Below are 26141 nucleotides of genomic sequence, written 5' to 3' on the forward strand. Positions count from 1 at the left end.
ATCTCCGGCGAACACAAACCCAAGCGCCAGCCCATTTCTGAATGGGTTGAACGCCTGCGTTTGCGTTCACCGGATGAGACAAAACCAACCGGAGCATGAGTCATCCTGCGTACGGGGTGTTGTGAAGGAAGTTGGTTACATCGCCCTAGGCCACTCATACCGGGGCCGAGTGCTGACTTTCGGTGCGATGGCACCGAAAGTAGCGAGTGAACTGCGTGACTTTCGCGAAAGCTAGGCGCGTCCGTTCACAAGACGCTGTGATACTGGAGCGCCAGGTTCGTCGCGAAGCTCATCTGGCAGGAATTGCTGCGGGAATCCTTGGAAGGCAACTGGTCGCTGGAATCGGGCGATAGCAGCAGTTCCTACGGAAGTTGACCCGCTGTTGGTGGAAGCTGGGTAAGGTCCACCGTGCTGCTGTGCGTAGGTTACTGAAACACCAGTTGGCCACTGGTTCCACAGCACGCGACCGGCCTTGGTGGCAAGGACATCGATAAGCGCTGCGAGCTCATCGCCCTCTTCTGCTTGGAGCGATGCCGTCAATTGGCCTTCAAATACCTTCGCCAGTTCAACAAGGCTTTCTTCACCGTCATATTCAACTACTAACGCGGCGGGACCAAAGCATTCTTCGAGCAAGCTTTCCGGATTTTTGAGGATGTGCTCAGCGGTAGTCAGACTCAGAATCGGGGAAGGGATTTCTCCGTATGGCTCGGCACCCGCAAGGAGCTTTTCGACGCCATTGGCGGCCTGTAGATCCTTGATGGAGTCGATGTAGCCTTCACGAATTCGCTCATTGAGCAATGCCCCTACGTCTGGAAGCTCCACGTTTTCAAGTGCTGCGAGGAATTCGGAGCCCTCGGGAACGAAAATCGTACCTGGCTTGGTACAGAACTGGCCTGATCCCATCGTGAAAGAGCCAACGAACTCTTGCGCGATCTCGGCCCCACGTGCCTTATCAGCTGCTTGCGTGACAAACACAGGGTTGTTACTGCCTAATTCGCCGTAGAAGGGGATTGGATCTGGACGCTGCGAAGCAATATTGAACAGTGCTCGACCGCCTGGGATAGAGCCTGTGAAACCTACTGCCTGCACACGGGAGTCTGAAACTAGTGCGCTACCACTTGCGGTTCCGTAGACAATTCCAAAGGTTCCTTCTGGTGCGCCCGCTGCGGCCAGGGATTCGGTTACAACGCGAGCGGTTTCTCGAGACAACTCAAGGTGTCCGCTGTGTGCTTTAACAATCACTGGATTTCCGCCAGCCAGCGCCGAGGCAGTGTCGCCGCCGGCAACCGAAAATGCGAAAGGGAAATTACTTGCCGCAAAAACCGCTACTGGGCCAAGCGGGATGTGCGTGCGGCGAAGGTCAGGACGCGGCGCACCCATTGGCCAATCAGCATCGGCGTGGTCAATGCGTGCATCCAGATACGCACCATCTTGAATTACTTCTGCGAACAGTCGGAGCTGAAAGGTCGTGCGCTTCAGTTCCCCACGCAGACGACCTTCAGGAAGATTGGTCTCTTGCTGAGCAATCGGAACCAAGGTATCGCCGGCTGCATCAAGGCCATCAGCTACTGCGTTCAGATACTTAGCGCGGGTGGCGCGGTCCTGTCCGCGAAGGATATCAGCAGCTGCTGCGGCTGACGCCAGAATCTTTTCCAGCTGCGCGGTGTCGGTATTTTCAATCGTGGTAGTCAATGACATCTCTTTCTTCCGGATTTGGAGGTTCTACTACTTGGATGCTGTGTATTCGAAGTTGATTTCTCCCCAGCCTTCAAAGACGCCGGAGACTTGAACACCTGGCACCAACTTCTCGGCAGCAAGGCAGCTGCCAGGCAGAACGAAGTCGCCTGCCTTCAAGGTGATGCCGTAATCAGAGATGCGGCGCACCAGCCAAGCAAGTGCGGATACTGGGTTGCCGTAAATGGCAGAGGTATTTCCCGATGCAACTACTTTCCCGTCGTAGCGGATTTCTCCGGCGAGGTTGGAAAGGTTGAGTTCGCTGAGCTGTCGTGGTTGGGCTGAGGTGATCACGCCTCCGACAGAGCCACCATCAGCAATGGTGTCTAACAAACCAATGTTCCAGTCCTTCACGCGAGAATCGATGATTTCGATGGCGGGAAGTACGTAATCGGTAGCTGACATCACCTCCAACGGAGTGACATTCGGGCCGCCGAGGTCCTTTTTCAGCACGAATGCTGGCTCAAGCTCAACGAATGGCTCAATGAATTCGGATTCGGAGATTGCTAGGTTCTCGGAGTAGAACTGGCTAGCTAGCAACGGACCGTAGTCTGGCTCGTCGACGCCGAACTTGTCTTGCATTGCCTTGGCAATGTTTCCGAGTTTGAAACCTACTTGGCGGTCTCCTGCTTGTACTCGTCGGCGCACTACTTCCTGCGCGACGCGGAGTGCATCATGCTTGGTAGCGCCCTGGTCTCCAGTACCGATCAGGGTCTCGACTGGGGTCTTGGTGCGGTGTGCTTCTTCGATGAGGTCAGCGACCTGGTTGGTGTTGATTGTCATGTAGCTTTCTCCTCATCCGGCTTTCGATGCTGCACCGAGGTGCACGATCTTCATGGCGTTGAGTAGGTCTCGTGGGTCCCAGACCGAGGTTTCTTCAACGATTTTTCCGTCCGCGTGCTTGATGAATGCGGCCCCGCTGACCACTACTTTTCGACCGGTTGGCGGAACACCCATGAAACTTCCGGTGTGAATGCCATTGGCTTGCCAGTGGATTGCGATGGTTTCGTCATCTTCAACCGAGCGCAGAATTTCTACGTCGAAATCTGTGAATGCTTCGTGAGATGCTTCAATTTGCTTGATGACATCTTCAACATTTTCATCAGCGGTCTTCGAGTGACGGATGTAGCCCGGCGCGACAATCTCTTCGAATGCTTTAGTCTCGCCTGAGCACCAAGCTCGCAGCCACGCTTGACTCACTTTTTCTAACATCGTGCTCATACCGTTGCCTCCTGTGGAATTGGTGCTTCTGCAATTGGTTTTGGTGCGGGAGCTGGTTCGTCCCAGATGTCGACTTCGCCGAACTTTCCACCTCGGAAGACGAGCGCTTCATTCGTGCCAGTTTCCATGCCGTCGATTGACGCGACGATGATGTAGTGGTCTCCTGCTACGACCTCGTGGAGGACCTTGCAGTCCAGCCACGCGGTGGAGCCAGGAAGACGTGGGTTATCATTCGACCCCTTGTCGTATTGCAGGTCTTGGAACTTATCGACCCCACGGCGAGAAAGTGCACGGCACACTGGCAGCTGCTCAGTGGAGAGGATGTTTGCGGTGAAGGTGTCGAGGGTTCGGATTGTTGGCCAGGTACTCGATCCCTTGTCTACTGAGAACGCGACGAGCGGCGGATCTAGTGAGAGGGACTGGAAAGTACCGACGACAAATCCAACGGGCTGGCCCTCTGGAGTGGTACCGGTAATTGCTGTGACACCGGTTGGAAGCAAACCGAAAAGCTTGCGGTAGTCCATAGGATCTACGGAGCCGTCTTCGGCAATATGAATGGCATTCATGTTTGGTTTCCCTTTCTAAACTGGGCTCTTTACAGAAGAAACACGGTAGGCTGCACCTGGGTGATCCTCTGCTAAACGGTTGTGGCCTTCGCCGAATAGGTTTTCGCGAAGTGTTCCGGCTGCTGACCCGGTGCGCATGAGTCCGCGTCGCTGCAGTTCAGGGGCCACAAACTGTGCAAAGTCAGCCATGTCCTGGTACTTAACAGCGTGGGTTACGTTGAATCCATCAACGCCAGTCTCATTAATCCAAGACTCCAGTTCATCAGCGCAGGTCTTGGGACCGCCGACGATTACTGGTGAGGTTCCGCCAATACCGATGTACTCGGCGATATCGCGTGGGGTCCATTCCTTTTCTGGATCCATCTTGGTGAATACATCCAGCATGGTCTGAGTACCTTCAACCTTCATGTCCTTCAACGGCACATCTGGTTCAAGCGTGCTGGTGTCCAAACCCGTCCAACCGCTGAATCGGGCCATTGCACCTTCATAAGAAACATAAGAGAGGTATTCCTCGTACTTCTTCTGTGCTTCTTCATCGGTTGCAGCACTGATCACGGTGATCATCTGGAGAACTGCGAGGCTATCTGCACGTCGGCCCGCTGCAACAGTTTCTGCGTGGAGGTTATCAACCCACTTCTTTAGGCCTGACTTGGTAGTCGAGTTCATAAACACTGCTTCAGCAGTTGCGGCAGCAAGGGCCACGCCTCGGCTCGAGCCACCTGCTTGGAAAATTACCGGAGTACGTTGCACGGAAGGCTCGCAAAGGTGAATCCCCGGAATGGTGAAACTGTTGCCTTCGTGGTGAATCTCATGGACCTTGGACGGTTCAACATAAGTACCAGATACTGGGTCGTTGACTACGGCATCGTCTTCCCATGAGCCTTCCCAAAGCTTGAGGCAAGCATCCACGAATTCTGCTGCGCGTTCGTAGCGGTCAGCATGTGAACGCTGTTTATCAGCACTATGGTTGCGCGCCGCGCTATCGGAATAAGAGTTGACAACATTCCAGCCAACGCGCCCGTTGGTGAGGTGGTCCAACGTGCTGAATTTACGTGCGACTGTATATGGCTGTTCGTAGGCAGTGGAGGTGGTTACGCCAAAGGCCAGGCTCTTGGTAGCCGCCGCCATTGCAGGGATGAGGTATGCCGGATCGTTGGTTGGAATCTGGGCGGCATCACGAAGTGCTTCATCCACTGAGCCTTCGTAAACATCGTGGTAGCCGATGTTGTCAGCGAAGAAAATGCCATCAAAGTTCGCTTCTTCAAGCAGCTTCGCATACTCAACCCAATATTCAATGTTCTTGTATTCGCTCCCCCGGTCATTTGGGTGTCGCCACAGACCTGCCGACAGGTGGGCAGGGCCAGAAAAGTCAAAAGCAAAGACCTTCATCTGCTTCGTGTTCATATGCTTCGTCACTCCTTCACGAGCTCGATGGATATCGTTCACTGTTTGAACTTATTGTTCATTCAGTGATTTAGAACAATAGGTTGAGAATGGCGTGATGTCAAGCACTTACAGAGAGATAGCTCACTTTGGGGCGCGACTGTTGCTAGAAACTCCCCCCGAAATTCCCACAAGATAAACCGTTCAAGAAACCCCCTAAACGCCTCTCACCTTCACACTCACCCACCCCGTCAAAGGAACTGCCTGCACAAACTCAAGATTTCCGACATGCCGGAAGCCAAGGGGGCGTCCAGGCCGACGGGCGCAATGGGGGTATTTGGCCAGTTTCCAAGACTTCAGAACGTAATATTTGCGTACATCAGATGAACTGTGAATTCATTTGTTGAACTTATGTGGCTGTTTGCTTATCCACATATAAGACATCAAATTCGCGAAAGGATTTTCTTTTGACCGCCCTCGAAAAGCCGAAATTTGGCGCTTGGATTACCTTGAACTCCCCTGTTGCCGCTGAGCAGATTGCCCGTTTGGGCTTCGACTTTGTAGTCGTCGATGGCCAACATGGCCTGCTGGGCTACACGGAGATACGCGATAGCCTGATTGCACTAACTGCAGGTGGCTGCCCGCTTCCTATTGCGCGTGTGAGCACCAATGATCCAGGTGAGATTGGCCGAGTTCTGGACGCAGGTGCGCGCGGTGTGATCGCGCCAATGATTAACACTCCTGAAGAAGCAGCCCAGCTGGCTAAAGCTGCACGATATGCAACATCAGGTGGGCAGCGCTCATACTCCCCAGTCAGGCACGGTACCCACTTTGGTCTTGCGCCCGGCGACACCGATGACACGGTGATTGTCCTGGCGATGATTGAGACCCGCCATGGAGTCGAAAACATTAACGAGATCCTGGATACACCTGGAATCGATGGAGCTTTTGTCGGCCCCTATGACCTTTCCCTTGCTCTCGGAGCACGCATGCCTTTTGAAGAAGCGCTACGCCCAGAGCTAGAACAAGCCCTCACGAAAGTCCGTGAAGCTGCGATTTCGCGTCAAAAAATCGCGGGCATCTATGCAGGTACCGGCGAGGACGCCGTTGTCCGCACTCAGCAAGGATTCAATCTGATTAATACCTGCCACGACATGAGTGCGCTGCGCGAAGTAATGGGAGGGCAGCTCCAGACCGTGGCCAACAACGGATTACACACAGCAGAAAGACTCGAAGAAGAACTTCGAGCACATTAGCGAACCTCAGAATTCAAATACTACGAAAGGAATTTTGCCATGTCAGATTATGACGTCATCATCATCGGAGCGGGACTCGCAGGTGTCACCGCTGCACGCGAACTAAGCCAAGCCGGACGAAGCGTTCTTGTCTTGGAAGCAAATGAGCGTCTTGGCGGCCGCGTTTACACTGCTGATCGCCTAGGTGTTCACCTCGAGCTTGGCGGAAACTGGTTGCACTGGCTGCAGCCACACGTATGGGCAGAAATAACCCGCTATGGTTTGGAAGTAGATCGCGGACCAAAGTCAGAAGAGACTTACTGGTTGCAAAATGGTGAAGTTATCAAAGATGACCTCGCAGGATTTCTGAAGTTCATCGATCCTGGACAGAGGAAACTTACTGAGCACAGTGCCCGCCTTATGCCGCGACCAGACCGGATTGAAACCAGCGAGGAGTTCCGCGAGGCAGATAAATTCACGCTGCAAGAAGTTTTTGACTCACTGGATCTGAGCGAGGAAGAACGTGATGCCAATGAGTGCGCCTGGGTGGGGCACTGTAATGGCCCGCTCAACGAGGTCGGATATTCGGCAGCACTTCGGTGGACCGCAGCAACTGCTGGTGAGTGGAGCATCATGCACACAGCAACTTCTGTGCTGCGGATCAAAAATGGCAACAACTCGCTTGTCGATGCCATCGCTGGCGATGCCAACGCAGAGTTTCGTCTAGGTTCTCCTGTTGTTTCAGTTCGACACGGTGATAACAGCGGCGAGGTCACCACCGCTGACGGCACGGTATTTGCCGGACGCCGGATCATCAGCACGCTCCCGCTCAATGTCCTGCATGAATTAGATATTCAGCCAGCACTTCACCCCATCAAGCGCAGCGCCAGTGAGGTCGGCACTGGATCCAAGGGTCTTAAATTGTGGATTCGGGTTAAAGGACCCATCACTCCATTTTTCGCCTATTCGACTCAGCACCATCCACTCTCTGTCATCCGCACCGAGTTCGTTGGCGAAGAAGATGCGGTTCTTGTCGCCTTCGGTGCCGATATTGATCGCTTTGATTTCGAGGACGTCGAAGAAGTATCGAAGGCACTGCAGGTCTGGCGTGATGACCTCGAGGTCCTAGAAATCGCCGCACACCCTTGGGGTCGGGATCCCTACACCCGCGAAACTTGGCTTATTCAACGTGCGGGTGAATACTCCCGCAGCCAAGAGGAACTGCGCCGTAATGAAGGCATCCTGCACTTTGCCAGTGGTGATATTGCGAATCTGTGGGCCGGATTCTTCGATGGCGCTATTGAAAGCGGATTGGAGACTGCCCGGAAGGTAAACCAGTCGCTTGGCTAACCACTAGAATCTACCCCTCCCACAAAACAACGCACTCCCCGGCTCTAAGTCCTTTAGAAGACTTGGTGCCGGGGAGAGCGTTGTGTCAGATCGCTTAGCGTTAACTATGAACGAACCCGCTCTGAATCTGGGGTCAACGGCATGGTTGCCGTACCAATATCGGGATTAGAATCTTGATTAGCCACTAGATCTTCTACTTCTTCAGGCTCTTCAACAACTGGAACGGAACCAAGAAGTGGGCGGTGCGAGGACTCACGCATCTTCCAGATGGCAAACAACGCAATGATGGAAAAGAACATCACGTACATCGCAGGTGCATACGCATTGCCAGTGCGGTTGATCAGCATCTGGCTAAATAGCGGGGTGGTGCCGCCGAACAGCGAAATGGCAATGTTGTGGGTAAAGCCGACAGAGCCATAGCGCGACGCAGTTGGGAATAGCTCCGCCATCACCGCGCCGGTGTTGGCCAAGAACATTGCGCTGGGGATCGATAGCATAAAGAGTGCGGCGTACAAGGACCAGGTGGTTCCGAGCTGCGCGATGGTAAATGCTGGGAACAGTACCACGAGATTTCCGCCAGCTGCCATGAAGTAGACTGGGCGGCGCCCAATCTTGTCGCTGAGCATGCCGAAAAGGGCAATGAGAACTGCCTGCACCAGCAAGACCACAACGGCTGCCACGGCAGTATCTGCTGCACGCACGCCGGCTTCTACCTCGATAAAGGTAGGCATGTAACTTGCCAGCATGTAGGAAGATGAGCCATCGGCGGCGATGATTGCAACGCCGATAAGAATCATTGGCCAGTAACGGCGCAACAGGTCTTTTAGTCCGTGGCGCTCAAACATTGGATGCAACTCTGCCGGATCAGCCTCTTCACTGGCCGCTTCAGAGACCTCGAAGGAAGGTGACTCCGGAGTCTTGCTGCGCAATACAACGGCCAAGATGCCCAGTGGCAAAGCCAGCAAGAATGGAATGCGCCAGCCGCCTTCCAACATGGCGTCCTCGCCCCAGTAAGAGGTGGTAATCGCAGAAGTCAACGCGACCATACCTGCGCCAGCCGCAAAACCAAGCTGAGAACCGGAGTTTAGAAGCGCAGTCATAAATCCCCTGCGGTTATCCGGGGAGAATTCTGAAATATAGGTAGACGCCCCAGAGTACTCACCACCGGTGGAAAAACCTTGAATCATTTTCAGCGCATAAAGCGGAAGAATAACCCACAGACCAGCTGTCTCAGCGGTAGGAAGCACACCAATCAAGGTGGTCGCCGTGGACATCAGTGCGATGGTGAAGAAAAGAACTTTCCGGCGCCCAATCTTATCCCCCAAGGGTCCAAGGACCATTCCGCCCAAAGGGCGAACAATAAAGGAGACCGCAAAGCCAAGAAGGGTCACTACCAGGCCCAATGATTGGTCCATGCCTGCAGTAAATACGGCGGTCATCGTCACGGCAAGGTAGCCATAGACACCGATGTCATACCATTAGATGAAGTTCCCCACTCCGGCGCCAAGTTGAGCCTGCATCAGGGTCTTCTTGTCTGCCACGATGACATCATCTTCGCGCAGTTTCCTACTGGGCTCAGTGTTTATTCTGTTGTCGGACATATCGTCCTCCTGCTGTTTTAGTTCGGGTTTGAATTCTTTTTCAAAAGTCGAGCTTTGATAAACGAGTGCTAACCCGGCTCACTATCTCCTGGGCAATCCCAAACTTCTTGGCGTGCGTTTGGGACCACCGAAAAGACAGACAAGGAAAAAGACTAAAACATTTGGCAGGAGGACTGGGAGAAATTTTGGGCCTTGCTATGAAAACCTAAGACTTCTCCAAGAAGTTAATCAGGAAAATTAAAACAAAAACTCACCCCGCGTGAGTTTCCTATTCGGTGGGAGTGGAATTTGCGAGAACACTACGCAGAACCTTTCGCGCCTGCTCAGTAATTTCAGCGAACTCCTCCGGGGCGTGCCCGTGGAGTTCAACTCGGGAGCCAATCCAACGAAATACCCCGTTGAGCATGTTATTAGTCATCGCGGCTTCATGGGCGAGCTCTTGCTCGGAACGCTGCGGATCTTGATTTTTCAACCGCAGGGTCACAATCTCATTGAGCTCACCTTCCAAAGCTTCAAGGCGTTCCATCTGCTTAGAAAGCAGTGTGGGCGTAGCGGCAATAACCTTCCACCTGTCTGACATGCGATGATGTGTTCCGCCGTCAGCAGGCATAGTGATAAGCGAGACGGCATCGGTAAGCACCGGCCCTCGCGAAACAATGAACTCCCGTGCTGCGCGCTCATCGATTTGTGGCAGGTCATGACCTAAAAGCGCATCATCTTTCGTCGGAAAATGGTTAAAGAAGGTGCGCTGGGTGACCCCGACTTGCTCGCAGATCATATCGACAGTGACCTGGTCATAGCCACGTTCCAACGCGAGATCCAAAGCAACATTCTCAATCGCCGCTTTGGTCGCTGCTGCCCGCGAAGTTGTCATCTATGGCCTCCATCTCAATCAATACGCCGCGTTTATCTTCTCAGACTACTGTGCCGACTCGTCAATTACAGTATGTACAGCTTACAATTTCAGTCACTGTAATTTCACTTCTTGTTTTTCGATGAGGACTCCATGACAACAATGACCAAAGATGCGCCTCTGCTGCTGACCAAGCGGCGTATCTGGATTATCTTCTCTGCACTGCTAGCTGGCATGATGCTCTCCAGCTTGGACCAAACAATTGTGTCCACCGCTATGCCCACCATCGTTGGCCAACTCGGCGGCGTGGAACACCAGATGTGGATTACCACCGCATACCTACTGGCCACGACCATCGTGATGCCTATCTACGGCAAGTTCGGTGACGTACTCGGACGGCGCAACCTGTTTTTGTTAGCCATCGCGCTGTTTACCCTGGCCTCGGTCGGCTGTGCTTTCGCCGGCGATTTTTGGACCTTTGTTATCTTCCGCGCCATGCAGGGCCTTGGCGGCGGCGGTCTGATAATTCTGTCGCAGGCAATCATTGCAGACATTGTCCCTGCTAGTGAGCGCGGCAAGTACATGGGGCCTATGGGTGCTGTTTTCGGAATTTCCGCAGTTGCCGGACCACTGCTGGGTGGCTACTTTGTAGACCACCTGACCTGGCAATGGGCGTTTTATATCAACATCCCAATCGGCATCATCGCTTTCTTCATCGGCGTCTTTGCACTGCAGCTGCCAACGCACAAAGTTACCAAGCGCATTGACTGGCTCGGCGTTGTATTCCTGTCTGCAGCGACCGCGTGCTTGATCATGTTCACTGACTTCGGCGGCAGCGCTAATCACGGCTGGGATGCTGCATCTACGTGGCTGTGGGGCGCTGGTCTGCTTATCGCTGTATCCATCTTTATTGCGGTGGAAGCCCACGCAGAAGACCCCATCATTCCGCTGTCACTATTCCGCAACAAGCTATTTATCATCACCGCGGCTATTGGTTTTACCCTTGGCATTGCCATGTTCGCAGCACTCGGGTTTATGCCGACCTTCTTGCAGATGGCTTCCGGCACTTCCGCCGCCGAGTCCGGCCTACTGATGATTCCGATGATGGCCGGTTTGATGCTGACCTCTATCGTCTCTGGTCTTTGGGTAGCTAAGAGCGGTAAGTACAAGGTCTACCCCATCATCGGCATCATCCTTGCCATCGCGGCACTGTTTGCCATGACTACGCTGTCGGCGCAGACCCCGATCTGGCTCATTTGCGCTTACCTTGCGCTTTTCGGCGCTGGCCTAGGCTTTGTCATGCAGATCATCGTGCTGGTGGCACAAAACTCCGTTGCTGCTGACACCGTCGGCACTGCAACCAGTACCAATAACTACTTCCGCGAGGTCGGCGCGTCTTTGGGCACAGCAGTCTTTGGCGCTTACTTCACTGCACGGTTGGCAGAGCGGCTTAACGATGTCTTCACCAACTCCGGCCTCGACGCCTCCCAAGCAGCAGACGCCACCGCAACCATTGACCCGAAGACTCTGAGCACCCTGCCGGAAGACGTGCAAGACGGCATTGTTGCTGCCTACGCTGATTCTTTGGCGCCAGTGTTCTGGTACGTCATCCCCTTCTTGGTTCTCGCGCTGCTGTTTGCTTTCTTCCTCAAAGAAATCCCGCTTGAGACCGAATCCGGCCTAGTCGCCCGCGGCGAAGCCATCGGTGGCGAAGAAGCCGAACGCCTCGAGGCTGAGCAGCGAGCTGACGCTCAGCGTGCTGAAGCTCAATACACTTCAGCAGCACTCACCTCCGAGGACGACGGAAAGCTCAGCTCCTAGCGTTTCGGGGCGATGGCTTGAGGTTGAGCAACGTACCGGTCTCGGTAGCCAAGGCGCGGTCATAGATTGCGCGCCCCACGGTCACATCGCAGACAGCCATGCCGATATTGCTATTTAGAATGAGCTCATCGGCATGCTCCCTGCCAGGTTTAACGCCGGCCAGAACCTCGCCGGTCTCGCCAGCAATCGGTGCTAATCCAGCGGGGAAATAGCCCATCTGCTCAAATAGCTCGTGCTCTTCGATGCTATCTACGATGTATTTACCAGCGCTACGTGCGATTTCAGGATCCCAGAAGGTGTTCAGATCGCACGGCAAAATAGTTTGCCCGGCACTGACCCATTCCTTCTTCACTACAGACAGTGGATCCTTCAAGATGATCGTGGCGGAGCTGAGCACCTCACAGCTTTTCGTCACTTCTTCAGGGCTTTTGCCTTTGATGAGGGTAAACGGAACTTCGGTTTGAAGTTCATCGATAAGCGCATCTGCGGCCGCCTCCCTGTTGTCGTAGACGTAGACTTTCTTCAGCTCTGGCAATGGCCTCCGCTGCGTACTTGATGTGCTCTTTGCCCTGCACACCGCAGCTAAACATGCCAAAGGTCTCAGCCCCCAGGATGCAGCGCCGCCGCAGACAAAACCGTGACCGCCGGGGTTCGCATAGCGGTCACCCACGTCGAATCCATAATCGCCAGCGGCACACCAGTTTCAACATCATTGATGATCATCAGTCCTGTGGTCTGCGGCAGGCCGAACTTTTCAGTGTTGTTGGGATAGCACTCAATCCATTTGCAGCCCACCGCGTTCATGCCTGGCACGAAAGCCGGCATCGCATGGTAAAAGACTTCTGGGTAGGGGTGGGCTCCGATTTTCGCCGGCGTTTCATAGCGATGATTGCCATGCTCAATAAGCGCATTCTTGGTGATGTCCAGGATTTCAGTGCGGTCAATGCCTAGATTCAAAACATCGTGCTTGCTCAGATACACAATGTCCTTGCCAGGCTCGAGAACTGAAAAAGTTGCACGTGCAGTAGCGATTGTCATGGCGACCCTCTCTGGTAGCGAATAGATTCCGAGGGCATCTCCCTCATACACTAATCATGCGCCAGGTCACATTTCCAAATCATCCGCACAGTCACGGAACTTCCATCGCGGCTTTCCTCATTTTGTGGAAGAACATCCTCCAAGGTGCGTAAATACTTACTCCCCGACATTGCTAACTGATGCACCAGAACGCCAACGACTGCTATATCCCTGTCGTGAAATTTACCGAATGCGCTGCTCGTGCCCGGGAATGCAATCAATATCTCGGAAGAAGCCCTCGCCTTTGATACTCGCTGCAGTGTAGGCACACGCTTTGCAGAGTGGCGCGATGGTATTAGCGGCGAATCCCTTGACTGTGGCTAATTTACGTTGAACGAATAGCTACCGGTTAGACCGTTGTGCACCACCACCGAGTAGCTTTCTCCGCGAGCATTCGCTCCTTCCACAAGCGCCTCAAGCTCCTGAGCAATGTAGTACCGGTTAAGCCCTAGGTACAGCAGCAAAAGAAACATTCCCACCACAATTGCTGCGGCGACCAATGTACGGGCATGGTTCTTTCCCAAATCCAACGAGGCAGTCACGGAAAGTCCTTTCAGTCCTAAGCGGTCACAGCCACGGTAGCAAAGAGAAAGAAAAATAGCCCCAGTCGGCATTTCTACTGACTGCGGCTATTTGAAATTGGTAGCGGGGGCAGGATTCGAACCTACGACCTCTGGGTTATGAGCCCAGCGAGCTACCGAGCTGCTCCACCCCGCGACGAATGAACTAAAAGTTCACCTGCGCTTTGCTTAAAGTTCAAGCATTGGCGACTTGTCCCACTATACACACGGGTTATCTAATACCCAAATCACTCATCGATAAGCAAAGTGCGGGCCACCCTTTTCTATCAGGGCGACCCGCACTTAGTTACTGCTTGTAGGTGAGTTTAGCTATTACTCAGCTGGCTGTTCAGCAGAATCTTGCAACTCCTGGAAGCGCTGTACGGCGCGGTCCAATTCATCCAAGGCACGGCCGTACTCCTCATGGGAGCCATCGCGTGCATCTTCCAAACCAGTCAATGCGTCACTGATGGAATTCAATGCTTCATCAGCATTTTCTGGAATCGGTGCAGCTGGGGTTTCTTCTTCATCAGCTGGTGCTTCATCGGCAGGCTGTTCATCAGTACTGGTATCGCCGCCGTCATCGACAACGTCGATATCTTGGACAGCATCGGAGTTAATACCGACCTGCTCAAGCGCAGCATCCACGGTTGGGGCATAACCAACGCGGCCCTTGTAGGAAACCAGAACACGCAACAGCTTAGGGAAGGCAGAAGCCTGGTCCTTACGCTGGGAGTAAATAGGCTCCAGGTACAAGATCTCGCCGCCACCGACTGGTAGAGCCAGCAAGTTACCGTTGTGCAGATCATTCGATCCACGCCACAGCGTCATATCGCGGGCTACCTGGTCCGAAGACATCATCGCATCCTGCGCCTGCTTTGGACCCTGGGTTTGGGTGTTGGTTGGCAATACGCGAACAGTGATGTCGCCGTAGCTTTCTGGATCCGAGGAAGCAGTCATGTGAGCAGACAAGAACTCACGGGACAGGCCACGGAAGGAAGAAATCAGCTGGAAGGTTGGCTCACCGGTCTCAGGATCGGCAGCAACAACATAGTACGGTGGCTGATCCAAGTTTTCTTGGTCGGCACCGGTTGGGTCTGCTGGGACAGACCAGAAAGCGTCGTTGTTAAAGAATACTCGTGGGTCATCAACGTGGTAGCGCGCCAGGATGGAACGCTGCACCTTGAACATGTCCTGTGGATAGCGGAAGTGCGCGCGCAGTTCATCAGAGATTTCTGCCTCTGGCTTGACCACGCCTGGGAATACGCCTTCCCATGCCTTCAGCACTGGGTCTTCGGTATCGAATTCGTAGATTTCCACGGTGCCGTCATAAGCATCGACCGTGGCCTTAACAGAGTTACGGATGTAGCCGACTCGGTCAGAGATCAAACGCTGCTGAGTACCTTCGGCATTCAAAGCATCCGCAGTAGCCTCGGTCAGACTCTCGCTTTGGGAGTACGGGAAGCTATCCAAGGTGGTGTAGCCATCGACAATCCACTTGATGCGACCGTCGACAACTGCTGGGTAAGTCTCGGAGTCAGTGGTCAACCATGGTGCGACCTTCTCGACGCGCTCACGTGGATCGCGGTCGTAGAGGATCTTGGATTCAGAGCCAACACGATCAGATAGCAGCAGGTTCATTTCCTGGTAGCGCAGAGCATAGGCAACGCGGTCGAACATGTTGCCAATGTCAACGCCGCCCTTGCCGTCATAGGTGAAGTTAGAGCTATCAGTATCGAATTCCACTGGACCGTTGCCGGTATCGCCGACGATGGCATAGTCCGCGCCATCTTCAACCGAAGCAGTTACCGGACCGTAGTAAATACGCGGCTGTTCAACATTAATACCCAACTCGGATTCAGCATCTAGGGTCTCACCTTCGCCTTCAGCTTCTTCGCCGGCCTTGGTCTGCAGGTCGGAGACGTTAAAGACTGGGAAACCACCACGGGTAGAGCCCGCGTCCTGTGCTACTTCGTCAACGCGGTTTGCCTGTGCGGCGACGAAGCCATTGCCGTGGGTGTACACGGTGTGGCGGTTAATCCAGTTCAACTGGTTCTCCCGCAGAGCATTAGGGTCAACCTCACGCGCTGCAACAACGAAGTCGCGCAGCTCGCCATCCACGATGTAGCGGTCCATGGACAGCTGGTCAGCAAAGCCGTAGAAGTTACGCAGCTGCTGCATCTGGGTAAAGGTTGGTGACAAAATGTCTGGGTCCAAAAGACGCAGGTTAGAAATCGTGGCCTCATCGGCTGCGACTTCTTCATCGGAAGCTTCTTCGGCGCCCCAGTTTTCGACGTAGGTTACTTCGTCATCGGTAAGCCCGTAAGCAAAACGGGTTGCTTCAATATTTCGTGAAATAGACTCTGCTTCTTTTGCCTGACGGTTCGGCTGGACGGAGAAACGCTCCATCAAGATTGGCCATGCACCGCCAATAACGATGCCGGAGACCAGCATCAGCACTACAGCCAGTGCTGGGATGCGCAGATCCTTGAGGACGGTAGCAGCAAAAAATGCAACGGCGACGAAGACGCCGATGACCATCAAGATGATCTTCGCTGGCAACTGTGCGTTCAAATCGGTGTACGAAGCACCCGAGAACATGTCGTTGGAGTTGTAGAGCAATTCATAGCGTGCCAGCCAGTAATCGATGACCTTCAGAAGCATCCAGATACCAGCGGTCACCGCCAGCTGCACGCGTGCAGGCTTAGACAAAGAGCCCTTGATGCCGGCGGCCTGGTTACCGATGCGGATGCCGCCGAGAACGTAGTGGCCAACGAGTGCAATGATCAACGCGACGATGGTCAACATCGACAGCGTCGAGACAATCATCTGGAATACGGGCAGCTTGAAGGCATAGAAACCGTAGTCAAGGCCGAACTGTGGGTCAGTTTCGCCAAAGTCCGTGCCGTTGACAAAAAGCAAAATGGTGCGCCAAGAGCCCTGCAGCATAAAGCCGCTAAGCAGGCCGATGAGAAGAGGCAGGACCTTCAGGAAGGTTCCGACTGACTTTTCAATCGCCTGACGGTATTGGTAGACCGGCGAGTTTAAGTCGCCCAGATCTAGGATGTCGGGGCGTCCACGCCATACAAAGAAGCCAGCTAACCATACGACTAGGGCTGCGATGATGGCGGTAACAATGAACAGGACTACTCGAGCAATGATGGCGGTGTTAAAAACCCCGCGGTACTCAATTGCGCCGAACCACTTCCAGTCGGTATACACTCCAACGAACAAAGGTCCGATGAAAAGTATTACAGCGATGATACCGAGCACCCACGCTAATATGCGGGGCGGTCGCTTCATAGGGGCGGAGGGTTGGGCTGTATGTGAAACCAACGCCAGCTCCAATCAAATCGTATGCCAAAATTGTCTATTAGTTGGCCAATTTTAAGGCCAGTACCATCTAGCTAACGAATGAGGTTGCTTATGAGTTCCCCAGGTTTTAACCAACAAGCATTAAACAAAGCGATGATGGAAGCTGTTGACTTCGTTCACGCTGAGGGCTGGGAGGCTCCCCCAACGCTTTTCGCATTGGTTCCGACCGAATTAGTCGTTGATCAAATTGAGCTTGACGATGACTCCGCGCCGCTAACCTTGGTTGTGCAGGATAACCTGCCAGAAAATATTCTCCCCGGTTCAGAAGAGCTGGCGGAATATGTCTCGCGCATCGCGTGGCCGCGCCAGGTTGAAGGTGCGGTGCTTGCGCAAGAGATTCTGTTCAAAGACATTGCTGCCCCAGATTCAGAGCCACGTCCTGCCAGACTTTTTTCAGGATGTTTGCGTGAAGAAGGCTTGGAATTGACTGTGTTGCAGATCCGCCCAACCGAGGAAGAGCTCGCGGAGGCAGGTCCTTTTGCAGAAGATGATATTCAGCTGCGCGGTGGCCCTGAGGTGGCGCCCGGAGTTGTTGCGGCTTTGCGCTATGGGCTGGAACAAGACCCAGATGAGTTACTTTAAGCGATTCGTCTAGACTATTAAAAGCAAATCTCACGCATTACTTTCAGGAGTAGGTTCCCGTGCTTAAATCCCACAAGCCGCGCATCATTGAACTGACTGGCGCTGTCTTTTTAGCAGCGACCCTTGTTGCATGCGGCAACACGCAAGAACCTGCTCCCGAACCCGCACCGGAGACCTCTGCTGCGGCAGAAACCTCGCAGTCGACCTCCGAGAATTCAGAAGAATCCAGCTCTGAGGCATCGGAAACTTCGTCTGAATCCAGCACCGAGACAACCTCAGCAGAACCTTCGGAGTCGGAGTCAGACGAGCCGACAGAGACGACATCGGCAAGCGCCAGCGACTTTAGCGATGACATTGAAGCTGCCTATGAAATCTTCGGTTCTATTGCTCCGCGCGAGCTTTTCGCCCAATTCGATTCTTGCGACTCCGTGGGCAGCGAACATAACTACAACTGCTCCGGCCCAGAAGTAGGCCAGATGCAGTTTTCTAAATCCTCTAACCGCGCAACGCAGACCACCCAGGTGCTCACCGAACTGCGTAGCTCCACCGTCTTAGAGGACAGTGGTGACCGCGTGGTGGGCTGGTCCACGCTGGGTAGCACCGCCGTGCTGACAGTGGTGGATAACAAGGAGGGCTTGGTCCTGCAGCAGATGCTGTCCACCGACCAAGAAGATCCCGAAGACCGGCTCATTGAGCTCGGCCTCTACGATCCTGCGGGATAACCTGAGCTTTCCGTTCTCCCCCGCGGAATAACCTGAGCTTTCCTTTTCTTTGCGGAATAGTCTGAGCTTTAGCGAAGACTATTCCGCGCAGGTCTTAACCTCTGCCCCGCTGGCGAAGTCTTCGATGGCGTGGATGGCATCGTCGAGGGTCTCGACGGAAGCAATGACCATGTCGCCGTGATCGCGGCTGGTGGCCGCCTCACAGTTGGCAGCTGGGGCTAGGAATAGCTCAGCTCCTGCTTCTTTGGAGGCTTCGACTTTGTGTTCAATGCCGCCGATGGGGCCAACGGTGCCATCTTCGGAAATCGTGCCGGTACCTGCCACGAAGTGTCCTTCGGTGAGGTCGTCTTCGGTGAGCTTGTCAATGACAGCCAAAGAAAACATCATGCCTGCAGAAGGCCCGCCGACGTCTTGCAGGTTATAGGTGACATTCATGCCATCGCGCGGTGCAGAGGACATGGTCACACCCAGCAACGGGATTTTGGAATCGTGGGGGTGTTCGCCCAAAGTAATGGTTTCTTCGCGCTCCTGGCCGTTATTTTCTAGGGTCAACGTGACCTCATCGCCAGGCGCTTTGGCGCGGATGAGTTCTTGCACCTCGGCAGGCTCGGATACTTCTGTGCCGTCTACTGCGAGAACCACGTCCTCGGGCTTGACCCTATCGACAGCCGCGGAATCATCCATAACGCCTGCGACAACCACGTGGACGGGAATGTCCAGGTAATTCATCGCGGTAACGGTGGCCGCTGCCTCTGATTGCACAAAGGCCTGTTGGTTGGCTTCCTGCATTTCTTCAGAAGACGTACCGGTGGGAATGACAGTTTCCAGCGGCACGATGGTGTCATTGGTCGTCAGCCACCGGCCAATGGCCTGCGACAGCGACATATTCGTGCGAACAGCCACCGTGGTCATGTTTAACTGGCCGGAGGTGTCATAGGTTTCGGCGCCGGAGATTTCTACGACATCCTTGCCTTCCACACTCGACAAAGTATCCACGGTAGGCCCTGGCCCTTGGGCCGCATATGGCACGGTGAGAGAAATATCGGTGCCAGGAATATGGTCAATGCTCATTAACCCACCGAGGGCGACGATGGGCACAGCACCCAAGGCCAAGGTGGTTAATCGACGGTTCGACGGTGTACTCACGCCAAAATACCCTACCCTTGTTCGCTGTCAGCGTAGCTATCACCATGGAGATATCCACCTCACACTGGGTACATTGGGAGTATGAGTAATGGATTCGGTTTTTCATTCAACAATGATGACGACGACGAAAACAATCGCAATAACAACCCATTCGGTTTTAACTTTGGCGGAGCCGGTGGCGGTGGCTTAGGCGATATGCTGAATCAGTTCGGCGCCATGCTATCTGGCATGGGCAGTTCCATGAATTCGCCGGAGGGCTCAGGCCCGGTTAATTATGAGATGGCTGAGCGCATTGCACGCCAGCAATTAGGTTCTGAAAAGTCCATTAGCGCTGAAGATACGCGCGCGGTCGAAGAGTCCGTGCGTTTAGCGGAACTGTGGTTAGACGAGCACACCACGCTTCCGACTGCTTCTGCATCGACAGAAGCTTGGAATGCGCAGACCTGGCTGGATAAGACCATGCCGATGTGGAAGCGCATGGTCTCCCCTGTCGCCCAGCACATGGCAGATGCGCAATTAGAGTCCATGCCTGAGGAGGCCCGTGAGATGATGGGCCCTATCGCCAATATGATGACGCAAATGTCTGGCATGAATTTCGGCATGCAATTAGGTCATGCTTTAGGTGATTTAGCCCGCCAGGCCCTTACCGGCTCTGACTTCGGTTTGCCGGTCGCTCCAACTGGCATCACGGCTATCTTGCCGCACAATATTCAGTCCATCGCGCGCGATTTGAAGGTGCCAAGCCAAGAGATTTTGGTTTACATCGCAGCGCGTGAGGCCGCCCGCCAGCGCCTGTTCAAGCACGTTCCATGGCTGGTAGAACGCCTGGTCTCCTCCGTGGAGGAATACGCCATGGGCTTGGAGATTGACACCTCCCACATTGAGGAAGCAACCCGTGAGCTCAACTTAGAATCTGGGGATCCACAGGCGATTCAAGATGCCATCGGCAAGCTGCAAGGCATGGACTTAAGCCCTCGAATTACCTCCCGTAATGCTTCTGCCGTAGCGCGCCTGGAAACCCTGCTGGCGCTAGTCGAAGGGTGGGTTGAGTACGTCGTCAATGAGGCACTTAGCTCGCGCATTCCTTCGACCCCAGCGATGGCCCGTGCGTGGCAAAACCGCCGTAACTCTGGCGGCTCTGCGGAAAAGGCTTTCGCCAAGGTTGTCGGTATCGAATTTGGGGCTCCAAAGGTTGAAGCCGCAGCAGAGTTGTGGCGCCGCTCCACCATCGCTGTTGGTGTGGACAAGCGTGACCACGTCTGGGACCACCCAGACCTTCTGCCTGCTGCAGAGCACTTGGAAAACCCTGCTGCCTTTATTGACGGCTTGCTTGACGATGCCCCCTCGGATGACTTTGATGCCGAGTTTGCCAAGCTCGAAGAAATGCTGCGCAGCGGCGACACGGGTGTAAGCGAAGACGAAGAGACTGAGAAGGCTCAAGACGTCGATTCTGACTCAGATACAGACGCAGCCGCCGAGGATAAAGACAAAAAGGACGGCGAATCCGATTCTGATTTTGACTCCGGTTCTGACTCCGATGAGAAGTAATTAATCTTCTTGGATGTGACCAAAGCGCGCGAAGGCCTCAAGGTAGCCCTTTGCGCGCTCTGCTTTTGGTGCCCTATCGGCCCAGTTCCAAAACTCTTTGGAGTGCCCGGGGATAAACGTGTGCGTAAGTTCGTGAATAATGACCGAATCTAGAACATAATCCGGCACCTTCTGTAGCCGGTCAGAGATACGGATATCTCCTGTCGCAAGCGACGTACTGCCCCAGCGAGTGTTTTGATTACTCACCCACCGAATCGAGCCGACAGTTGCCCGATTGTCTAAATACTTAGCGTTGAGCTCATGCGCGCGTTGAGCCAGCTGTTCATCTGAAGCATGCTGCGTCGTGGTGCGTTTAGCCACCCGCGCTAGCATGTCAGCAACGGCTTCGGCTTCTTCTCGCTGATTCATCCAGCCCGGGATCCGCACTTCTAAAACTCCGCTGTTGATGCGTCCTGCCACCGTGCGCTTGCGCCTTGCGGAGCGGATGACCTTGACGGGCATTTCAGAACTACTCGACATAACAGTCAATATTATCCTGCGCCCATTTCCACTTCGTGGCAGACTGAAGTTTAAACGGGGGTAAGACATAATGACAGTAGATATCAGCGAACGCGCACGGTATTTTCTCAGCACCGATATTGGCATATTTTTACGCGATGAGACCCACATCCAGTTTGGGTTAGACTCCACGCGCGCGGGCATAATTAAATCACACAACGCTGAAACTTTAGTAGAAATCTTGCGTGCAGGACAGCACGAGGGCGCACGTACCAGGTATCAGTGGGAGCGTGCTTTCGCAGCTGGGGGCATGTCCATGTTGGCTGCACGCAGCTTGCTGCATGATTTAGTGGAGTATCGAATTATGCACCTAGAAACTGCTCCCCCGCGTGTGGTGATTTTAGGAGATTCTCCGCTGGCGCAATCTATCCGCAAAATGTGCTTCGACCGCGGTTTGGGCGTGCGCTCACCGCTGGATTGGGAAGCGCTGGGCGTGTATTTATCCACCATGGAAGATGACACGGTCGTCATAGCTGTTGACCAGTTGTATCGGACTACGAAGGTTGCCGCGGCCTTGTATTCACTGCCCAAGACGTGTTCGTGGATGCCTATTTCGCTCGTGGATTCACGCGGGTTTATCGGACCTTTGCATTTAAAAGGCAAAGGTCCGTGCCCTTTGTGCTTTGAGCTTCACCGCGCGGCTTTTGACCCGCGCTGGGCAGTCATTACCGAGCAGTTAGAAGAGACCATCATCGCCCCAGATGACCAGGTGCTTGCGGCGGTGACCGCGCAGGCAGCAGTCATTATTGATTGGCTGACTGGCCGGCCCTTTCCGCCCGGCGCGCCGCACAAGCGCTTTTATGCCGGGGAGCTTTTTGATATCGATATCTATGGCAAATCCCAGCACCAACTAGTCGGCGCGCACGCACAGTGCCCGGCCTGTTTCCAAGCCTAAGTGCGCACTGAAGAAATCACTTCTAAGACTTCATCGCCGTATTGTTCCATCTTGGCCGGGCCAACGCCGGAGATAGACAGCAAGCCATTTTTATCAGATGGCAAGGATTCAGCCATCGACAGCAAGGTCGCGTCCGTAAAGACGACATAGGCTGGCTTGCCGATGTCCTGGGCCACCCGCGCACGCCACTGACGCAAGGCAGTAAAGACCTCTTCATCAGCTAAAGACTCACAAGTCTCGTGCCGGCCCAGCACTTTGTCGGCGGGCGCATTGAGATAGCCATTGCACACCCGGCAGCGTTTAGGCCGCGATGCACGCGAGGTGTGTGCGGAAGCATCGCCAAGCTCTGGCACCACACCGTCGAGAAAGCGCGTGCGCTGGCGCGATGCGCGCGAGCCCGTGGTCTTCGCCAGCGCCCAGGAGCACAGCAGGTGGATGCGCGCGCGGGTCATGCCGACATAAAACAGACGGCGTTCTTCCTCAATGGCTTCATCATCACCGCGATCATCTTGGGCTTTAATCGCCTGATTAATGGGCAAAAGCTTTTCGGTCAGGCCTACCAAAAAGACCGCGTCCCACTCCAAGCCCTTCGCCGCGTGCAGCGTTGATAACGTCACGCCTTCCATGGTGGGAGCTTGTTTGTTGCTAGCGCGGCGTTGCAGATCCACAATCACCCCGGGCAAATCGATGCCGGGCTGGTCGCGCACGATGGTACAGATCAGATCCACCAGCGCGCTCAGCGACTGCCAACGCTCACGTGCTTGAGCACCTTCGGGCTCAGCAGACGAGAGCCCGATTTCCATAAACGCAGCCTTGGCAATAGCGACTGGGTCGTAGGGCAGATCGGTGCGGCGAGCTGCGCGATGCAGCGCGCGGGTGGCTTCAATGATTTCTTGTCGATGAAAAAAGCCATCTCCACCACGGACTTGGTAAACAATGCCGGCATCAGCAAGTGCTTCTTCAAAGACCGCCGACTGGAAATTGGTGCGATATAAAATCGCAATCTCACTCGCAGCAACGCCTTGATTTAACAGGGTGAGAATTTCTCCGGCGACTTCTTTCGCCTCAATTTCTTCTGACTCATAAGCGTGGAACTTCGGAACTGGTCCCGGGTCACGCATACCTTCCAGGCGCAGGCGCGTGCCTGCAGCGCGTCCGACGGCTTTATCAATAACCGTGTTCGCCAGGTCCGTTACTTGCGGGGTCGACCGGTAGTCACGCTGGAGTTTCACGACTGTGGCGTTGTCATAAGTCTTAGAAAAATCGAGCAGGAAATCAGGGGATGCACCGGTAAATGAATAAATCGTCTGGTTGGCATCCCCGACCACCGTTAAATCATCGCGCTCGCCTAACCAGGCGTTGAGCACGCGCTGCTGCAAAGGCGTGACGTCCTGATACTCATCAACAACAAAAGTGCGGTATTGCTGGCGGAATTCCTCAGCCACCGCGGGCGCATTTTCTAAAGCACCCGCGACATGAATAAGCAGGTCATCAAAGTCTAATAACATCCCATCGGGCTGGGATTTAAACTCTTCATAGCGCTGATAGACCTTCGCTACTTTCACTGGGTCTTTAGGCGCGATGCGGTCGTGCGCTTTTAAGGCTTCGACATAACCATCGGCAGAAATTAGCGAGGCCTTCGCCCACTCAATTTCACTTAAGATATCGCGCACGGTTTCCTTAGAAGGATCCATGCCGACATTGCGCACGGCACGCGAAACAATCGGGAATTTATTATCTACCAAACGCCACGGCAGATCGCCTGCCACCTGCGGCCAGAAATACCGCAATTGGCGCAGCGCAGCGGCGTGGAAGGTGCGTGCTTGAACGCCAGTGACGCCCATCGAGAGCAAACGGTCGCGCATCTCCCCTGCTGCTTTCGAGGTAAAAGTCACGGCCAAAACGCGCTGCGGGGAGACAAAACCTTGGTCAACTAAGTGCGCGATCCGATAGGTAATAGTGCGGGTCTTACCGGTTCCCGCACCAGCCAGAATACACACCGGTCCCCGGGGCGCGGTTGCAGCAACGCGCTGGTCATCATCCAGCGCCTCCAAATCTAACTCGAAGGAACTCACTGCGAATACCACTCCTCTAATAACCTGTGCGCAATTGAACCTGGGCCTGGCAGATTCAACTTATCAATCTCAGTCTTGCCCACCCAACGGACTTCAACCAATTCACCATCACGCGGGCCGGGGTTTTCCAAAGACTCTTCGGTTGCCACCGCACTAAACCCAACCATCAAAGAGCCCGATAAAACCCAGGGCTGCGAACCAACGTATCGCACGTCCCGGACATCAAACCCTGTCTCCTCTTTGACTTCACGTGCAGCGGCTTCTTCCAAGGACTCACCAATGTCCACATAGCCAGCTATGATCGAGAAATTCTGCGGTCGCTTCTTGTCACGACCCATCAAAATCGCATCCTTTTCTGGATGGTGCACCCGCGTAATCACTGCCGGATCAACCCGGGGAAATAGCATTCCAGGACGCTGTTCCGAATGTCCCACCACGCCAGTATCCGGAAATTCCAGACGCTGCCCTGTCGCCGCGTCAAAGCGGTGCAGATAGCGATACTTCATCATGCCGATCGCACGCGTCATGAGTCGATCCCCGAAGAAAGCACGCGCTGAGACCAACGTTCCCAAACTTTGAGCGTGGTCCTCGGAAATCGCGCACGCCCACAGCTCGGGAAACTTGGATACCCGCACGGTCATCTGCCCGGACGGAGCCTCCAACAAGATAGGTTTGCCAGTACTATCAACCGGCACAAAGCCGTGTTCAGTAACCGGAACAAACATCTACTCATCGTCCAATATCTCAGAAGGGTCTTCCGTGTCGTGTTTGATGTAGAGCAAACGGTCACCGGGTTTAAGCGCCGAAGCACCCGCGGTATCAACGCGAATCAATTCCCCATTGCGCAAAACCGCCAGCACAATATCGACCAAGTGTCGGGGATTCGAGCCCACCTCATATTCACGCACTGGACGCTCGGCGACCGAGAAACCTTCATTTGGAGAGAGCAGGTCTTCCATCATCTCCACCACTGTCGGCGTGACGGTGGCAAGTCCAAGAAGGCGTCCTGCAGTTTCCGCGGAGGTAACTACAGAATCAGCACCAGATTGCAGCAGCAAGTGCCGATTCGCTGATTCTCGAACTGAAGCCACTATCTTCGCCGATGGAGCCAACTCGCGCACCGCTAAAGTGCACAGCACAGCCGTGTCATCCGTGGAGGGGGTAACGACTACTGCTTCCGCGTGCGCAACGCCCGCGATTTTTAGCACGTCGTTTTTAGTCCCCGAACCAAAGACAGTCACTAGTCCGTGATGCTCTGCATTGGCAAGAGCCGCGCGATCTTGGTCGATAACTACGATTTGTGCTGGGGAGATGCCGTCGGCAAGCAAGGCGGCAACTGAGCCAGCACCCTTGGTTCCGTAACCTATAACGACGGTGTGGTTGCGCAAAGTTCTTCTCCAACGTGAAATCTGGAATGTACGGCGAGCTCGGTCAGTCAATACAGATAAAGTAGCACCCACCAACAGCACTAAGAAGGCAAGACGAGCAGGCGTAATAACAACCAAGTTCACTAAACGCGCCTGCTGGGTCACGGGGACAATATCGCCGTATCCCACTGTAGTCAATGAGACCGAAGAATAATATGCTGCATCAATGAGTGTGAGCTCCTCACTATATCCCTCCCGGTCAAAATAGACCACGAAAGTCACAAAAATAACCAGAGAAAAGGCCCACATCAAGCGCTTAGCCAATTGCCGCCACGGGCTGGCCACGTCGTTGCGAGGCACCGTGATCACATCAATCAGTGCATGGTCTGGCTGCGAAGACAACTCTATCCCGGGCCGAAAAGACTCTGCGATCCGATTTTTCATCCGCTTCACTCGTTGTGCCATAACCTTC

General features: G+C 54.2%; 24 protein-coding genes and 1 tRNA gene. 7 read left to right on the forward strand and 18 right to left on the reverse strand.

The window, feature by feature from the left end; all coding sequences use genetic code 11:
* Positions 1 to 231 precede the first annotated feature (231 nt).
* The 5 genes from CSTAT_RS09695 to CSTAT_RS09710 are packed head-to-tail and all read right to left on the reverse strand — an operon-like array spanning position 232 to position 4925.
* On the reverse strand, positions 232 to 1698 hold the full coding sequence (locus CSTAT_RS09695) for an aldehyde dehydrogenase (NADP(+)) (protein ID WP_075723280.1): 1467 nt from the start codon (positions 1696 to 1698) through the stop codon (positions 232 to 234).
* A gap of 27 nt (positions 1699 to 1725) precedes the next feature.
* On the reverse strand, positions 1726 to 2517 hold the full coding sequence (locus CSTAT_RS09700; protein WP_075723282.1) for a 2-keto-4-pentenoate hydratase: 792 nt from the start codon (positions 2515 to 2517) through the stop codon (positions 1726 to 1728).
* A 12-nt stretch (positions 2518 to 2529) separates the two neighbouring features.
* Entirely contained in the window at positions 2530 to 2955 is a 426-nt protein-coding gene (locus CSTAT_RS13660; RefSeq protein WP_211273002.1) for an ester cyclase, read from the reverse strand.
* Positions 2952 to 3521: a flavin reductase family protein gene (locus CSTAT_RS13665; RefSeq protein ID WP_211273003.1), complete on the reverse strand. Its 570-nt coding sequence runs from the start codon at positions 3519 to 3521 to the stop codon at positions 2952 to 2954. The genes CSTAT_RS13660 and CSTAT_RS13665 overlap by 4 nt, the downstream gene beginning before the upstream one ends.
* A 15-nt stretch (positions 3522 to 3536) precedes the next feature.
* Positions 3537 to 4925: an LLM class flavin-dependent oxidoreductase gene (locus CSTAT_RS09710; RefSeq protein ID WP_075723283.1), complete on the reverse strand. Its 1389-nt coding sequence runs from the start codon at positions 4923 to 4925 to the stop codon at positions 3537 to 3539.
* 446 nt (positions 4926 to 5371) lie between these two features.
* On the opposite strand from CSTAT_RS09710, the gene CSTAT_RS09715 reads away from it, so the two are divergent.
* A complete protein-coding gene (locus CSTAT_RS09715) occupies positions 5372 to 6160 on the forward strand; it encodes an HpcH/HpaI aldolase family protein (protein WP_075723285.1) in 789 nt (262 codons plus the stop codon).
* A gap of 39 nt (positions 6161 to 6199) precedes the next feature.
* Complete coding sequence (locus tag CSTAT_RS09720) at positions 6200 to 7489, forward strand: flavin monoamine oxidase family protein (RefSeq protein ID WP_075723287.1); 1290 nt, start codon at positions 6200 to 6202, stop codon at positions 7487 to 7489.
* A gap of 104 nt (positions 7490 to 7593) precedes the next feature.
* On the opposite strand, the gene CSTAT_RS09725 is transcribed toward CSTAT_RS09720, so the two are convergent.
* The 3 genes from CSTAT_RS09725 to CSTAT_RS09730 form a co-directional block, all read right to left on the reverse strand.
* The gene (locus tag CSTAT_RS09725; RefSeq protein WP_272867673.1) at positions 7594 to 8958 is read right to left on the reverse strand and encodes an MFS transporter; all 1365 of its coding nucleotides are present in this window, start codon (positions 8956 to 8958) and stop codon (positions 7594 to 7596) included.
* A gap of 9 nt (positions 8959 to 8967) precedes the next feature.
* Positions 8968 to 9090, reverse strand: a complete 123-nt coding sequence (locus tag CSTAT_RS13915; RefSeq protein WP_272867660.1) for a hypothetical protein — start codon at positions 9088 to 9090, stop codon at positions 8968 to 8970.
* 268 nt (positions 9091 to 9358) lie between these two features.
* Positions 9359 to 9964 carry a TetR/AcrR family transcriptional regulator gene (locus CSTAT_RS09730; RefSeq protein ID WP_075723288.1) on the reverse strand — a complete coding sequence of 202 codons (606 nt, stop codon included), beginning with the start codon at positions 9962 to 9964 and terminating at the stop codon, positions 9359 to 9361.
* Between the two features lie 132 nt (positions 9965 to 10096).
* Here CSTAT_RS09730 and CSTAT_RS09735 point away from each other — a divergent pair, with 132 nt between their 5' ends.
* Positions 10097 to 11764, forward strand: a complete 1668-nt coding sequence (locus CSTAT_RS09735; RefSeq protein ID WP_075723289.1) for an MDR family MFS transporter — start codon at positions 10097 to 10099, stop codon at positions 11762 to 11764.
* Here the strand turns inward: CSTAT_RS09735 and CSTAT_RS13920 are convergent.
* The 5 genes from CSTAT_RS13920 to CSTAT_RS09755 form a co-directional block, all read right to left on the reverse strand.
* A complete protein-coding gene (locus tag CSTAT_RS13920; protein ID WP_336469888.1) occupies positions 11754 to 12434 on the reverse strand; it encodes a Rossmann-fold NAD(P)-binding domain-containing protein in 681 nt (226 codons plus the stop codon). The genes CSTAT_RS09735 and CSTAT_RS13920 overlap by 11 nt on opposite strands.
* Positions 12365 to 12802 (reverse strand): hypothetical protein, encoded by a 438-nt coding sequence (locus CSTAT_RS13925; protein ID WP_211273006.1) that lies wholly within the window; start codon positions 12800 to 12802, stop codon positions 12365 to 12367. The genes CSTAT_RS13920 and CSTAT_RS13925 overlap by 70 nt, the downstream gene beginning before the upstream one ends.
* A 359-nt stretch (positions 12803 to 13161) precedes the next feature.
* Entirely contained in the window at positions 13162 to 13383 is a 222-nt protein-coding gene (locus CSTAT_RS09745) for a hypothetical protein (RefSeq protein WP_075723291.1), read from the reverse strand.
* Positions 13384 to 13481: 98 nt separating this feature from the next.
* Positions 13482 to 13558 (reverse strand) — tRNA-Met (locus CSTAT_RS09750).
* 176 nt (positions 13559 to 13734) lie between these two features.
* Positions 13735 to 16704: a UPF0182 family protein gene (locus CSTAT_RS09755; RefSeq protein WP_075723293.1), complete on the reverse strand. Its 2970-nt coding sequence runs from the start codon at positions 16702 to 16704 to the stop codon at positions 13735 to 13737.
* A gap of 123 nt (positions 16705 to 16827) precedes the next feature.
* Between CSTAT_RS09755 and CSTAT_RS09760 the strand changes: the two genes are divergently transcribed.
* On the forward strand, positions 16828 to 17358 hold the full coding sequence (locus CSTAT_RS09760) for a PPA1309 family protein (protein WP_075723294.1): 531 nt from the start codon (positions 16828 to 16830) through the stop codon (positions 17356 to 17358).
* A 59-nt stretch (positions 17359 to 17417) separates the two neighbouring features.
* A complete protein-coding gene (locus tag CSTAT_RS09765; protein ID WP_075723296.1) occupies positions 17418 to 18080 on the forward strand; it encodes a beta-N-acetylglucosaminidase in 663 nt (220 codons plus the stop codon).
* Positions 18081 to 18158: 78 nt separating this feature from the next.
* Here CSTAT_RS09765 and CSTAT_RS09770 read toward each other — a convergent pair whose 3' ends face one another.
* Positions 18159 to 19226, reverse strand: coding sequence for a YlbL family protein (locus tag CSTAT_RS09770; protein WP_075723297.1), 1068 nt, complete (start codon positions 19224 to 19226; stop codon positions 18159 to 18161).
* A gap of 81 nt (positions 19227 to 19307) precedes the next feature.
* On the opposite strand from CSTAT_RS09770, the gene CSTAT_RS09775 reads away from it, so the two are divergent.
* Positions 19308 to 20774, forward strand: a complete 1467-nt coding sequence (locus CSTAT_RS09775) for a zinc-dependent metalloprotease (RefSeq protein ID WP_075723299.1) — start codon at positions 19308 to 19310, stop codon at positions 20772 to 20774.
* Here CSTAT_RS09775 and CSTAT_RS09780 read toward each other — a convergent pair whose 3' ends face one another.
* A complete protein-coding gene (locus tag CSTAT_RS09780) occupies positions 20775 to 21293 on the reverse strand; it encodes a M48 metallopeptidase family protein (protein WP_075723300.1) in 519 nt (172 codons plus the stop codon). It lies immediately after the preceding gene.
* A gap of 70 nt (positions 21294 to 21363) precedes the next feature.
* On the opposite strand from CSTAT_RS09780, the gene CSTAT_RS09785 reads away from it, so the two are divergent.
* Complete coding sequence (locus CSTAT_RS09785) at positions 21364 to 22227, forward strand: hypothetical protein (protein WP_244892831.1); 864 nt, start codon at positions 21364 to 21366, stop codon at positions 22225 to 22227.
* On the opposite strand, the gene CSTAT_RS09790 is transcribed toward CSTAT_RS09785, so the two are convergent.
* Genes CSTAT_RS09790 through CSTAT_RS09800 form a run of 3 tightly spaced genes read right to left on the reverse strand, consistent with a single transcriptional unit; the run spans position 22224 to position 26134 of the window.
* Positions 22224 to 24302: an ATP-dependent DNA helicase UvrD2 gene (locus CSTAT_RS09790; protein ID WP_075723303.1), complete on the reverse strand. Its 2079-nt coding sequence runs from the start codon at positions 24300 to 24302 to the stop codon at positions 22224 to 22226. The genes CSTAT_RS09785 and CSTAT_RS09790 overlap by 4 nt on opposite strands.
* Complete coding sequence (locus tag CSTAT_RS09795) at positions 24299 to 25027, reverse strand: NAD(+) diphosphatase (protein ID WP_075723304.1); 729 nt, start codon at positions 25025 to 25027, stop codon at positions 24299 to 24301. Before CSTAT_RS09795 ends, CSTAT_RS09790 begins: the two co-directional genes overlap by 4 nt.
* Positions 25028 to 26134, reverse strand: coding sequence for a potassium channel family protein (locus tag CSTAT_RS09800; protein WP_075723306.1), 1107 nt, complete (start codon positions 26132 to 26134; stop codon positions 25028 to 25030). It lies immediately after the preceding gene.
* Positions 26135 to 26141: the final 7 nt, after the last annotated feature.

The organism is Corynebacterium stationis (assembly GCF_001941345.1).
Lineage (GTDB): Bacteria > Actinomycetota > Actinomycetes > Mycobacteriales > Mycobacteriaceae > Corynebacterium > Corynebacterium stationis.